We start from the raw sequence: 13,111 nt of genomic DNA on the forward strand, positions 1-13,111 counted from the left end.
CCCATGCTGAGTCACTTTCTGGCTCCCACCGTCTGGCTGTCCAACCGCCTGAGCTTCAAGCGCAAGTACGCGCTGATCGGCGCGGTGGTGCTGCTGGCACTGGCCCTGCTATGCACTCCCTTGCTGCGCAAGGCAGGCAGCGATATCGAACTGGCGCGCAGCGAACGCGAAGGCCTGGTGGCTTACCGTGCCCAGGCCCAGGTGCTGTATGCGCTGGTGAATGCACGCAGCGCTGCCGTGCTGGCACCGCTGGACCGGCCGGACTGGCAGGCGCTGGAAGCGAACATGCTGCAACTGCTGCATGCAGAATATCGTGGCGCCGCCAAGGAGGCAGCCGCACGGCTACGCAGTAGCTGGCAACAGGTGCAGGGGATAGCCCAGTCGGGCGACCGGCGCCAGCGCTTTGTCGCGCTGACGGGCAGCATCAATGCCGTGCTGGCGCTGATGCGCGAGGATGCGCGCACCCACCGGCTGAACGTGGATGGTGAACTCGATGCCACCTTCGACATGCTGGCCAACCGCCTGCCGCTGGTGGCTGAAACGCTGGCGCGCCAGCAGGATGCACTGACCTTCAATTCCGATGACATGGCTTCGTATGCGCTGGGCGCACAGGTGGTGCTGAGCGAATCGGTGGCCAATCTCAAGGCCGGGCTGTCGCAACTGGCGGCGCTGCACCAGCCGGCCACGCGGCTGCAAACGCCGCTCAGCCAGTTCCTGGCAAATATCGCGCGCCAGCAGGACGCAGCCGACAAGACGCTGGATGCGCCGGCCAGCATCAACGAACTGCGCGCACTGGCCACCGACAATCTGCAGGCCGCGCGCGAACTGCTGGAAGCCACGGCCGGCGATGCCGACGCTTTTCTGGCGCTGCGCATCGCCCGCCTGCAGCAGTCGCAGCTGATCGTGGCGCTGATACTGGTGGCCGTGATTGCCGCCATCGCCTATCTGTTCGCCGGCATCTATCTTTCCACCCTGCGTTCGCTACGCAGCCTGTCGGAAGGCACGGAATCGTTCTGCGCCGGCCGGCTCGATACCCGCATCCATGTCGATACGCGCGACGAACTGGTGCTGGTGGCGAATAACTTTAATACCGTGGCCAGCGAATTTGCCGGTCTGCTCGAAGTGGTGCGAGAGCAGAACGAATCGCGCGAACGCGAGCTGGAAGAGCAGGTGGCGGCGCGTACCTGGGAGCTGGCGGAAAAGAACGAAGCCTTGCGCGCGGCCGGCGAGCGCGTGCAGGAAGAGCTGGATCTGGCACGGGCCATGCAGCAGGCCATACTGCCGCAGCACTTCCCGGCCGAAGATGACTGGGCCGTGCATGCCGCCATGTATCCGGCGCGCGAACTGGGCGGCGATTTCTACGACTGCTTCCCGCTGGCCGATGGCCGCTGCGGCGTGCTGGTGGCCGACGTCTCCGGCAAGGGCGTGGGGGCAGCCTTCTTCATGGCCGTTTCGCGCACGGTACTGCTCGATCTGGCCATGACGGGCGATGCGCCTGCGCGCGTGCTGGCTGCTGCCAACGAGCTGCTGTGCGAACGCAATCCCATGGAGTTGTTCGTCACGGCCTGTTATGCCATCTACGATCCGCAGGATGGCTCGCTGGTATATGCCAGTGCCGGCCATCCGCCGCCGCTGCGGCGCCAGAGCGATGGCACGGTGGCGGCCTTGCCCTGCATGATGGATGTGGCGCTGGGCTGGATGCCGGGGCTGGAATACACCGATCAGCATGCCGCGCTGGCAGCCGGTGAAGCGCTGCTGCTGTACACCGATGGCGTGACGGAAGCTTTCGCCGATACCGGCGAAGCGTATGGCGAACAGCGTTTGATGGCATGGTTTGCTGCCAGTGCCGCCAGCAGCGCGGCGGTGACGGTAGCCAGTCTGGTGCGCGATGTCGCCAGCTTCGTAAATGGCGCGGAAGCGTCCGATGATCTGACCTGTCTGGTGCTCAGACGAAAACCGGGAGTCCCCCTGATGGATACAACACCTATCGTGCTGCATAACAAACGCCTGCTGCTCGAATATGACCTGCCGTCGCGGCTGGAAGAAATCGCCCAGTTGGCGGAAGCCGTCAGCACAGCGCTGGCCGACCGCAGCGATCTGGCATTCGCCGCCAATCTGTGTCTGGAAGAGCTGGTGACCAACACCATACAGTATGGCCTGCACAGTGCGCCGGACCGGGTGATCCATGTCCGCATGAGCATTTCCGACGAATGGCTGGAGATCATCCTCAAGGACGATGCGCCGCCGTTCGATCCGTTTGCCGAAGCGCCGCCACCTGACCTGGATGGCGATCTCGAAGCCCGTCCTATCGGCGGCCTGGGCGTGCATCTGGTGAAGACTCTGATGGACGATGCGCGCGCCTACTTCGATGGCAGCGGCAACCTGATCGTGCTGCTGAAAACCCTGCGCACCTGACACGCGCAAACATCTCCGACCCGACGACTAGACCAGGACCTACCATGAGCTTCCAATACGACATCTCCCAACTCGATGGCGCCACTGCCGTACGCCTGAACGGCCGGCTCGATAGTGCCACGGCCAGCGGTTTCGAAAAGCCGCTGCAAGACCTGTTCAACCAGCCGGCCAGCCGCGTGCTGATGGACTTCAGTGCGCTCGACTATATTTCCAGTGCCGGCTTGCGCGTGGTGCTGATGGCAGCCAAGCGCGCCAAGCAGAGTCAGGGCGCGCTGGTGCTGTGCAGCCTGCAGCAGCAGGTGCGCGATGTGTTCGAGATCAGCGGTTTTCTGCGCATCCTCGATGTGGCCGACGATAGCGCTGCGGCGCTTAACCAGCTGCGCGCCAGCACCTGAAACTCACGCACGCCGACTGAACCCGCATGGATATTTTTGCCAGCATCTTCGCCGGACTGGGGCTGTTTTTCATCGGCATCCGCCTGTTGAGCAACAACGTCAAGCAGCTCATAGGGCGGCGCATGCGCGTGCTGATCACGCGTGTGCTGGCCGGGAATGGTTCGGTGGCGCTATTAGGCCTGCTGGCCGGCGCCATCATCCAGAGCCTGAATGCCGTCACCTTCGTGATGGTGGCGCTGGTCAGCGCGGGTGCCATCGACAAGCGCCGCGCCTTCCCCGTGATTAGCTGGGCCAATCTGGGCACCTCGGTGCTGATCCTGATGGCCACGCTGAATATGCACTGGCTGATCCTGCTGCTGATAGGGATCACGGGTACCACCTATTACCTGAATCTGGACCAGTCGGCGCGTTACCGCCATGCCATCGGTGCCTTGCTCGGACTGGGCTTGCTGTTTCTCGGTATAGACTTCATCAAGTCCGGCTCCGCCATCCTCAAGCACACCCTGTGGCTGAAGGACGCCATGCAGGTGGCCGGGCAGTACCCCCTGCTGAGCTTTGCCATCGGCACGCTGATCGCGGCGCTGGTGCAATCCTCGCCCACGGTGACGGTGGTGGCCATGGCGATGGCCGCTGCCGGTCTGCTGCCGTTCAGCAGCGGTGCCATGATCGTGCTGGGTGCAGGGCTGGGCTCGGGCCTGGCCACGCTGTCGATGACGGGCAAGCTGACCGGCAGTGCGCGCCAGCTCGTGCTGTATCAGGTCACGCTCAAGGCCAGCGGCGTGACCGTGATGATGACGCTGCTGACGGTCGACTGGCTGAGCGGGCAGCGGCTGGCGGAGCATGGTATGCAGCAGCTGGGGCTGGGGCCTTCGGGCCAGTTGGCCGCCATCTATCTGCTGCTGCAGATCGCGTCCGATCTGGCCATGCGGGCCTTGCGCGCTCCTGTGCTGCAATGGCTGGAACAACTGGCACCACCGTCGGTGGAAGAGACGCTGGGACGGCCCCATTACATTAACGATGAAGCGCTGGTGGAGCCAGAGACGGCGCTGCTGCTGGTGGAAAAGGAGCAGCAACGCTTGCTGGCCAGTCTGCCCACTTATCTCGATGCGCTGCGCGAGGATGTGTACAGCAGCAGCCCGGCTGCCCACATCCTGCGGGCGGCAGAGGGCAATGTGATCCGCGAATGCGATGTCTTCCTGACCGAGCTGGCCGACCGCAATCACAGCCGCGAAGTGCTGGAACAGACCATCGTGCTGCGTGACCGCAACCAGCTGCTCAACAATCTGCAGGAAGCGCTGGCGGAACTCGATCAGGCCATCGGCGATCCGGTACGCATGGGCGAAGTACGCGGTTTGATTGATAGCCTGGTGGAGAGCCTGCACATGATGCTGGAAACGCTGGCCGAAGTGGCGGCCGCACCGGCGGCAGCGGATCTGGAAATGCTGCGCATGCTGACCCATGACCGATCGGAACTGATGGATGCCATCCGCCGCCGCATGCAGGGTGGCGGCATCGCGGCCGAGATCCAGCAGGCCGTGTTTTCCGCTACCGGCCTGTTCGAGCGCAGCGTGTGGCTGCTACGGCGCTATGTGCTGCTGCTGGACGTCAGGCCGGACAGCGCGGCGCCAGCGCCGGCAGGCAGCGAGCGTGCCAGCAGGTATAGCGCCGCATAGTAGGTGCCCAGTACCAGCAGGGCAGAAGCGGGTAGCGGTGCATAGAATTTGTTATACGCCAGCAGGGTATCGGAACTGAGAAACAGCAGGCCGCCCAGCGCGGCCAGACTGCTGGCCGGCGTGGCCAGACTGCGTGCCCGCGCGATCGCTTGTGCACTCATCGCCACCAGGCACAGCATGTAGGCCAGCACGGGCGGACGCAGGGCCGCGCCTATGCCGGGCCACAGCACGGCCAGATTGGCGCAGCCTATCAGCAGCAGGAATAGCAGCGGCCATAGTGGACGGGCCCAGCGCGCGTCACGCGTGAGCGCGCGCAGAAAGCACAGGTGGGCCAGCAGGAAGCTGGCCAGGCCGAGTTCAAAGCCCAGTGCCAGCGTGCTTTTCGGGAGCATCAGCAGCACATCGCCCAGCCATGAAAATCCCAGCCCGGCCAGCAGCGCGCGCCGGTAGGCGGCGTACGTTGACGGCGTAGCATGGCGCCACACCAGCGCCGCAATCAGCAAGGTGGCCAGTGGCTTGGCGATGTAGTGCAGCCAGATGGCAGCGCCACCCAAGGTCGAGCCGAGTATGGCCAGCGCAACGCTGATGGCAATCGCGTACTGGTGTAGACGAGAAACTGGCATGGCGTAATCCCCGATCAAGGCTGTAGACACAGCAAACCCGGGCAAGACTAGCACAAGCTTGGCGTCCGTCGCCAGATGCGCCAGTGCGCCGCTTTATTCCTTGCTGCGGATATCGTGCATGGAGATCACCAGATCGGCCGCCGTCAGGCTGGTCTTGGCAGGGAAGCCGTCTTCCAGCGCCACCACGGCGCCCGCACTGATCTTTTCGTCGGCGCCGCTGCTGGCCGGCATGAAGGCAAAGTTGGGGAAACCGCTGCGGCCCTGTGCAGCGATCTCGCGCAGCGTGCGCGGCGCGGCGCGCAGCAGGCCGTTGCGCACATGGCGCTGGCGTTCTTCGTTGCGGTCTTTCAGCAGTGCCTGCAGGCGCTTGATGTCCTGTATCAAGTGCTCCTGCTCGGCATACAGCGCTGCCAGCGCGTCGTCATCGAGCGGCGCTTCCCACTGGGTCAGCTTGAGCAGGCCGCGGCGGTGCAGATTCTGGCGCTGGATGTCCAGATCGACGGTGCTCTGGCGCGCCTGCTGTGCTTCGAGGTTGCGCGCTTCCTGCAGTTCGCCATGCTGGCGGTGCCATTTGTCGCCGAATTCGAACACCAGCCCGTCGAAGTAGAAATACATGGGCAGGCCGCTGGCCAGAATCTGCGCTTCGCTCTGCTGCCAGCGGGCAGCCAGTTCGGCGACGGTGAGGGTGATTGGTTCGATGATGGACATGGTGGCGTAACGCGGGTAGGGCAGGCAAAGCGCTATTGTAACGGGGACGGCGCGGTTTGCTGTAGTTGTCGCTGCTTGCTGCTGCTTGCTGCTGTTTGCCGCGGCTAGCTGCTGGCTGGGGCACGGGAGGAGTAGAATGGCGCAGTCAACAGGAGTTGTGGTCATGATGTTTTTAAAAGTTCCGTTCGCGGAAAAAGATGAAGCCAAGGCACTCGGCGCACGCTGGAATAGCGAGCGCAAGTCGTGGTATGTGCCTGACGGGAAGCCGACCGAAGCGTTTGCACGCTGGCTGCCACCCGGCGGCGCCGATTTTGTGCCGGCCATTGCGGCCGTCACGCCCCGTTCCCATCCCGTGACGGTTGATAGCTATGCCGGCAAGCCCGTGGTGGGCAAGCACTTTATCGATCTGCAGCATCTGTGCAATCCCTTCGCCGCCTGCGACCATTGTGCGCCACGCCTGCAGGAATCGGGCTGGCAGGCCGCGCATGACGAGGCGGGGCAGTTGCTGCTGTCAGCCGTGCGCTGAACATGGAACCGGCCGCCGCGCTGTTTGCTGCGCTCTACGCTGCCCTCGAATGCGGCGAGCAGCACCAGCGTACGGCCCTGCTGCTGGCGCCCGATGCGCCGTTTATCCGCTTTATCGAAGTAGGCTATGCGCTGCGCGCCTGTCTGGAAGATCGGCGCCAGCATGAATATCTGCTGCAGCGTTTGCGCCCCCATGCGGGCGTGATCGTCGGTACGCTGCCACCCGGCCTGCTGCCGCATAGCATGCTGCCGCGTAGCCCGGCCTTGCCGCAGTTCCGCCCATTGGAGCAGATCAGCGATGCCGAAGTGCGCGACTGGCTGGTGCAGGATGCCGGCATGGTGTACGGCGAACTGCAGCAGGACGAACTCGCGCGCTATTTTGCTGCGATCGCGCCGCTGCTGGCGCCGGGCGGGCTGATGGTCGATCTCGGTAGCGGCCTGGGCAAGGTGGTGATGACGGCTGCACTAAGCCTGCCGTTCCAGCGCTGCGTGGGCGTGGAATTGCTAGCCTACCGCCACCAACTGGCGCTGCAGCGCTGCCAGCAATTGCTGGCGCTGAACCGGCAGCAACTGCAGCGTTTGCCGCAGCCGTTGCAGCGCGATCAGCCTTTGCTGTTGCCCGGCGGCGCCAGCGCCACGCTGGCCCATCTGCTCGATCTGCCGCAGCGGCTGGCTTTCATCGAGGCCGATATGTTCACTGTCGATGTGCGCGCGGCCACGCTGGTGTTCCTCTACAGTACCTGCTTTGGTGCACTGATGCCGGCGCTGGCCCACAAGCTGGCCAGCGAGCTGCAGCCCGGTGCGCTGGTCAGCACCACCACCTATCCGCTATCCCATCCGGCTTTTCGTATCCTGCACCACTATCCGGCCGGTACGCTGGCCTGGACTGCCGTCAATCTATACCAGCGCTATGGCGAGTGGGATGGCAGTGCGCCGCCGGCCACCAGCTATGAGCCCGACGCGGCCGAGTGGGAAGCGCGCATGCGGGCCGAACTGGCGGCGCGCTAGGCCGGGCTGCTGTCCTGCAGCAGCCAGCGCTGCGCCGTTGCGATCATCTGCTGCGACAGCGCGCGCGTGTAGGGCGTATCGATATCCCAGCGGTGCCAGATCAGTGGTACGTCGAGATAGTGGCCCGGCGTCAGGTCGACCAGCGTGCCATCGCGCAGGCCGTCGGCACATTGCAGCACGGGCAGCATGCCGTAGCCGAAGCCGGCCGCGACAAAACGCAGGAAGCCATCCGAACTGGCATAGGCATGGTGCGGGAAGGCGCCCGTATAACCCGTGTACTGGGCGATGTAGCGCGACTGCAGAGCATCCTTGCGGTCGAAGATCATGACCGGCGCACGCTGCACGGCTTGCGCTGTCATGCCTTGCGCGAACCAGCGCCGGGCAAAAGCGGGGCTGGCCACGCACAGATAGCGCATCCGCCCCAGCGGCGTGGACGAGGTGCCCGCCACCTGCGCCGTTTCACTGGTGACGCAGCCGAACACCCGGCCTTCGCGTAGCATGCTCAGGGTGTGGTCCTGATCGTCCATGCGGATGTGCAGCATGCAGTCGCCGCGCAGCATCAGCGGGGTCAGGGCTTCCTGCAGCCAGGTGGCGGCGCTGTCGGCATTCACGGCAAGCGCGATTTCCGGCGTGGGCGCGCTGCCCGGTGCTGTCTGCAGCAGCGTGGCTTCGAGCAGGCGCACCTGACGGTAATGGGCAATCAGGCGCTGGCCGGCCGCCGTCGGCACGGGCGGCTGGCTGCGTACGATCAGCAGTTCGCCGGCGCTGTTTTCCAGCATGCGCAGGCGCTGCGAAACGGCAGACTGGGTAATCGCGAGCGCCGTGGCGGCCTTGTCGAAATTACCATATTCGATGATGGCGTCGAGCGCGGCCAGCCCGCGGTAATCGACCTGCTTCATTAGCTTTCCTAATATTTGGTGATTTTTATTAATTATACTTATCTTCCATCCCCCTTTAAGCTGGCGTTTTCTACAGGGGGTAGCCATGCTGGCAACGGCTTTTTTCAAGGGGATGGGACTCGGCGGCAGCCTGATCGTGGCGATCGGTTCGCAAAACGCCTATCTGTTGCGGCAGGCGCTCAAGCGTGAATTCGTGCTGAGCTGCGTGGCCATCTGCGTGCTGTGCGATGTGGTGCTGATAGGTGCCGGCGTGGCCGGCATGGGCGCGCTGATTACCGAGGCGCCTGCTCTGCTGTTGCTGATCAAGATCGCCGGTGCGGCGTTTCTGGGCTGGTATGGCTGGCGCGCCGCCCGCTCGGCCCTGCAGCCGGGCAGCATGCAGGCCGGAGCGGAAACGGCTGCAGCCGACAGGCGCACGGTGCTGACCGCCATGCTGGCTTTCAGTTTGCTCAATCCCCATGTGTATCTGGATACGGTGGTGCTGCTCGGTTCCATAGGCGGCCAGCAGGCCGGCATGGGGCGCTGGTATTTTGCGGCCGGCGCCATGCTGGCTTCGCTGCTGTGGTTTAGCAGCCTGGGCTTGGCTGCGCGCTATCTGACGCCCGTGTTTGCCCGTCCGCGTGCGTGGCAGATACTCGATGTGGTGATCGCGCTGGTGATGTGGAGCCTGGCCATTTCCTTGTTCCTGTGACAGCGTCTGTGTTAATCGGCAACAGAACTTGCGTGTTGACGTGCTCTGCCGTATCGCCGCTGCCGGACTTCGTCATACAATGATCTGAATAAATATTCCTAGAACGTTGAGACGCAAGATCGCAGGGCCTCCTTTATGAGCACGGATCTCGGTAGTTACTCCCATCTTTCAGCAATTGCTGCGGCTTTTGCGGCAGATGCCATTCTGAGCACATTGCTGATTTTCCTATGGCTCATGCAGCGCAAGGAAAAGCATGCGCTGTACTGGGGGCTGGGCCAGCTCTCGGTCATGAGCGGCATCGTGCTGTGGTTTATCGGCGGCCGCTATCTGGCCGAAGCCTGGCGTATTCCGCTGTGTGCCGCGCTGCTGGCGGCCGGCATGGTGGGCTACTGGAGCGGTACCAAATTCTTCCTCGGCGAATTGCATCGTGCCCAGCAGCGCTGGATTCTGCCGGTGGCGCTGGCCATCACGCTGGTTTGCTACGTGGTATGGGATGCCATGCCATCCCTGCTGGCGCCCGGCAGTGCTGCCATCCTCGGCGTGGTGATGGTGTGGTGCGGTCAGCGCCTGATCCGCAACAAGAACCGCTATCAGTTCCTTGGCGTTACCCTGCTGCTGCGCGGTGTCTTCAATGTGCTCAGTTCCGTCACGCTGGGGCCGGAGCTGTATCTGTTCTGGTTTGTCGGCACTACCGTGCTCAAGACCCTGAGCATGCTGGGACTGATCTATGCCGTACAGGACGAAATCCAGCAGCGCTATGCGCGCACCATCGATAGCCTGAGCAACGGCTTCCTGATCCGCGACCGGCGCGGCTATGTGCAGGTGGCCAACGAGCGCTGCGCGCGCTTGCTGGGCTTTGCCGGACCGGCCGATCTGGTGGGCAAGCATGTAAGCGATCTGCTGCCCGGTCTGACGCCGCAAATGGCCGACGAATACTTCCAGCGCTTCATGGCGCCCGGCGCCGTCTATCCGCTGGTGGAGACGGCCATGTTCCAGTTGCATGACGGCAGCCGTCTGCCGGTCGAGCTGCTGGCGTCGCCGTATGAAGAACGGGGCCGGCTATATTGTCTGGTGCAACTGCTCGATATCAGCGAGCGCACGCGCAAGGATGATTTGCTGCGCAAGGCCGCCAACATCGATCCCGTGACAGGCTATTTCAACCGCCATGCCATCACCAACCGGCTCAAGGAAGAAGTCACGCTGGCCTGCAGCGGTGACTGCGAGTGTGCCGTGCTGTTCATCGACCTCGACAAGTTCAAGCGCGTCAACGATTCTTTCGGCCATGCCGTGGGCGACGAGCTGCTGCGCCAGTTTGCGCGCCGCCTGCATTCGGTGCTGGGCACGAAAGATGTACTGGCCCGTTTCGGCGGCGACGAGTTCATCGTCGTGCTGCCCGAGCTGGCGGCCGGCACTGCCGAGCAGCAGGCGCGCGCCTGCGCCGAGCAGATCGTCGCGGCCATGGATAACAGTTTCACCGTGACGCACCACGTGATCGGCGTGTCGGCCAGCGTGGGCGTGGCCTGCTATCCGCAGCACGGCATGGATGGCGCCACGCTGATCCGGCATGCCGATATCGCCATGTATGTAGCCAAGAAAAGCGGACGCGGCGAAGTGCGCTTCTTTAACGATGCGATGAATGCGGCCGCCAAGGATGCGCTGGTCATCGATGGCGCTTTGCGCAGCGCAATTGCCGGGCAAGAGTTCCGTCTCGTGTATCAGGCCATTACCAGCGCTGCCAGCGGCGCCCTGACCAAGGTGGAAGCGCTGCTGCGCTGGCACAGTGCTTCGCTCGGCAATGTGGCGCCGGACCGCTTCATCCCCGTGGCCGAAGACAGCGGCATGATTGTGGAAATCGGTACCTGGGTGCTGAACGAAGCCTGCCGTCAGCTTGGAGTATGGAAGGCTGGTGCGCTGGGCGAACTCACGGTCAGCATCAATGTCTCGGCATGGCAGCTAGCCGATCCCGCATTTGTGGGGCTGGTGCAGCAGGCGCTGGAGCGCAACAGCCTGGCGCCACGCCAGCTGGAGCTCGAGCTGACGGAGCGGGTGCTGATCGATAACGGCGGCGAAGTGCAAAGCGTGCTGGCGCAGTTGCGCGGCATGGGTGTGGGCATTTCGCTCGATGATTTCGGCACCGGCTATTCCTCGCTGAGTTACCTGACCCAGTTCCACCTCAACACGCTGAAGATAGACCGCGCTTTCGTGATGAATATCGAACATAGCGAGCGCAGCAACAATCTGGTGCATGCGATTATCGCCATGGGCCAGAGCCTGGGGCTGCAACTGGTGGCCGAAGGCGTGGAGACGGCAGGGCAGGCCAGCATCTTGCGTCAGCTCGGCTGCCACCATCTGCAGGGCTATCACATTTCGCTGCCGATACCGGCCGATGAACTGCCGGCCTTCGCCTGCCGCCTGAAATCGGCCGCTGCAGTGGCCGAAGTAGCCGAAGACGCCTGAAGTTCGCGCCGGTGTCAGCGGCTGCTGGCGGCCGGCTTTTGCGCTGCTTCTTCCGCCGTCAGTATCCAGATGCGGTCGATATTGCCCCAGTTATCGACCGTGTAATTGACCACCAGATCGCTGCCGCGTATGGCCGCCGGCAGTTCGATCAGATTCTCCTGATTGAAGATGCGGGCCGAGGGCGCGAGCTGGCGCACTTTGCCGTCGATCAGCACTTCGGGAAAATAGGCGGGCGTCATTTTGCCGCGCACGGCATGGGCGGGAAAGGGCCGCTCGAAAGCCTGCACGCTCAGGCTGGCTGCACCGGCGAGCAGCAACAGCGCTAGTCGGATGGTACGAAGCATAATCCCTCCCTGTATGAAGCAGCCATTATAGAGCCATCGTCAGCAGCATGGCCGCCACGGCCACGGCCATCACGGCCGTGCACAGCCAGCCCAGCACGGTGAGGCGGCGCGAAATCACCAGCGTGCCCATCACGGCCGGCCGGCATGCCAGCAGCATCAGCACCACCATGATGGGTACGGAAATCACGCCATTCACCACGGCACTCCAGTACAGCGCGCGGATAGGATCGATGCTGGTGAAGCATAGCGCCGTGCCGATCAGGGTGGCGGCGGCGATGATGCCGTAGAACTTGCGCGCGCTGCCATACTGCAGTTCCAGACTGCCGCGCCAGTGCATGGCGCCCGCCATCGCATAGGCAGCCGATCCGGCCAGTACGGGCACGGCCAGCAGACCCGTGCCGATGATGCCCAGACTGAACAGGGCAAACGCGAAATCGCCGGCAATCGGGCGCAAGGCTTGCGCGGCCTGGGCCGAGGAACTGATGTCGGTGATGCCGTGCGCGCCCAGCGTGGCGGCCGTGGTCAGCATGATGCACAGCGCTACCAGATTGGAAAAGCCCATGCCGATCACGGTATCGACCTTGATGCGCTGTAGCTGGGGCTGGGCCTGCTCGGTCGCATGCTTGAGCGCATGGGCGTGCGGATCGGCGCGCAAGTCTTCCACTTCCTGCGACGCCTGCCAGAAGAATAGATAGGGACTGATGGTGGTGCCGAACACGGCCACTACCGTGGTGACATAGGCGGGCTGCCACGACAGCGTGGGCCAGACCATGGCCTGCAGTACCTGCAGCCATGGCAGTTGCAGGCTGATGGCCGTGGCCACGTAGGCAAACAGGGCCAGCGTCAGCCACTTGAGCACATGCACGTAGCGGTGGTAGGGCAGCAGCACTTGCAGCAGCAGCGATAACAAGCCCGCAGCGGCGGCATACCAATGGCTGGGGCCGCCCGTGAGCAGGCTGACGGCCTGGCCCATGGCGGCAATATCGGCCGCGATGTTGATGGTATTGGCCACCAGCAGCAGGCTGACGATGGCGTATAGCAGCGGGCGCGGCAGATGGCGCCGCATATTGGTGGCCAGCCCCGCGCCGCTCACGCGGCCGATGCGCGCGCTGATGGCCTGTATGCCCACCATCAGCGGCAGGGTCAGGATCACGGTCCACAGCATCTGCAGGCCGAACTGGGCGCCAGCCTGCGAATACGTGGCGATGCCGCTGGGGTCATCGTCGGCCGCGCCCGTGATCAGGCCGGGGCCCAGTTTGCTGAGCCAGCTACTGGCGCCCTGAGCCTGCGCAGCGTTGGCTTGCGCACTGTCCTGCGCTGCGGGCGTCGCTGGCGGAGCTTCAGTGTCGGGCGGGGTAGGCTGGGACATAAGG

At 63.9% G+C, this 13,111-nt stretch carries 12 protein-coding genes; 7 read left to right on the top strand and 5 right to left on the bottom strand.

The genetic code is table 11. The features are described from left to right. Positions 1-3 precede the first annotated feature (3 nt). Genes GM655_RS02270 through GM655_RS02280 form a run of 3 tightly spaced genes read left to right on the top strand, consistent with a single transcriptional unit; the run spans position 4 to position 4,483 of the window. On the top strand, positions 4-2,415 hold the full coding sequence (locus GM655_RS02270; protein WP_155432998.1) for an ATP-binding SpoIIE family protein phosphatase: 2,412 nt from the start codon (positions 4-6) through the stop codon (positions 2,413-2,415). A gap of 44 nt (positions 2,416-2,459) precedes the next feature. Continuing rightward, positions 2,460-2,810, top strand: coding sequence for an STAS domain-containing protein (locus GM655_RS02275; RefSeq protein WP_155432999.1), 351 nt, complete (start codon positions 2,460-2,462; stop codon positions 2,808-2,810). Between the two features lie 26 nt (positions 2,811-2,836). Then, entirely contained in the window at positions 2,837-4,483 is a 1,647-nt protein-coding gene (locus GM655_RS02280) for a Na/Pi symporter (protein ID WP_155433000.1), read from the top strand. Here GM655_RS02280 and GM655_RS02285 read toward each other — a convergent pair. Then, positions 4,396-5,106: a lysoplasmalogenase gene (locus tag GM655_RS02285; protein ID WP_155433001.1), complete on the bottom strand. Its 711-nt coding sequence runs from the start codon at positions 5,104-5,106 to the stop codon at positions 4,396-4,398. The genes GM655_RS02280 and GM655_RS02285 overlap by 88 nt on opposite strands. A 93-nt stretch (positions 5,107-5,199) precedes the next feature. Then, positions 5,200-5,814, bottom strand: a complete 615-nt coding sequence (locus tag GM655_RS02290; RefSeq protein ID WP_155433002.1) for a hypothetical protein — start codon at positions 5,812-5,814, stop codon at positions 5,200-5,202. A 163-nt stretch (positions 5,815-5,977) separates the two neighbouring features. On the opposite strand from GM655_RS02290, the gene GM655_RS02295 reads away from it, so the two are divergent. Then, a complete protein-coding gene (locus GM655_RS02295; RefSeq protein ID WP_155433003.1) occupies positions 5,978-6,340 on the top strand; it encodes a DUF5710 domain-containing protein in 363 nt (120 codons plus the stop codon). 2 nt (positions 6,341-6,342) lie between these two features. Next, entirely contained in the window at positions 6,343-7,347 is a 1,005-nt protein-coding gene (locus tag GM655_RS02300; protein WP_155433004.1) for a class I SAM-dependent methyltransferase, read from the top strand. Here the strand turns inward: GM655_RS02300 and GM655_RS02305 are convergent. Beyond that, complete coding sequence (locus GM655_RS02305) at positions 7,344-8,246, bottom strand: LysR family transcriptional regulator ArgP (RefSeq protein ID WP_155433005.1); 903 nt, start codon at positions 8,244-8,246, stop codon at positions 7,344-7,346. The genes GM655_RS02300 and GM655_RS02305 overlap by 4 nt on opposite strands. An 85-nt stretch (positions 8,247-8,331) precedes the next feature. Between GM655_RS02305 and GM655_RS02310 the strand changes: the two genes are divergently transcribed. Together GM655_RS02310 and GM655_RS02315 are read left to right on the top strand one after the other, a co-directional pair. Further along, the gene (locus GM655_RS02310; RefSeq protein WP_155433006.1) at positions 8,332-8,937 is read left to right on the top strand and encodes a LysE/ArgO family amino acid transporter; all 606 of its coding nucleotides are present in this window, start codon (positions 8,332-8,334) and stop codon (positions 8,935-8,937) included. Positions 8,938-9,171: 234 nt separating this feature from the next. Further along, positions 9,172-11,394, top strand: a complete 2,223-nt coding sequence (locus tag GM655_RS02315; RefSeq protein WP_155433007.1) for a putative bifunctional diguanylate cyclase/phosphodiesterase — start codon at positions 9,172-9,174, stop codon at positions 11,392-11,394. A 14-nt stretch (positions 11,395-11,408) separates the two neighbouring features. Here the strand turns inward: GM655_RS02315 and GM655_RS02320 are convergent, their stop codons facing one another. Beyond that, the gene (locus tag GM655_RS02320; RefSeq protein ID WP_229632338.1) at positions 11,409-11,738 is read right to left on the bottom strand and encodes a hypothetical protein; all 330 of its coding nucleotides are present in this window, start codon (positions 11,736-11,738) and stop codon (positions 11,409-11,411) included. 25 nt (positions 11,739-11,763) lie between these two features. After that, entirely contained in the window at positions 11,764-13,107 is a 1,344-nt protein-coding gene (locus GM655_RS02325; RefSeq protein WP_155433008.1) for an NRAMP family divalent metal transporter, read from the bottom strand. Positions 13,108-13,111 lie beyond the last annotated feature (4 nt).

The sequence above is a fragment of the Pseudoduganella danionis genome, from assembly GCF_009720775.1.
Taxonomy (GTDB): domain Bacteria; phylum Pseudomonadota; class Gammaproteobacteria; order Burkholderiales; family Burkholderiaceae_D; genus Rugamonas; species Rugamonas danionis.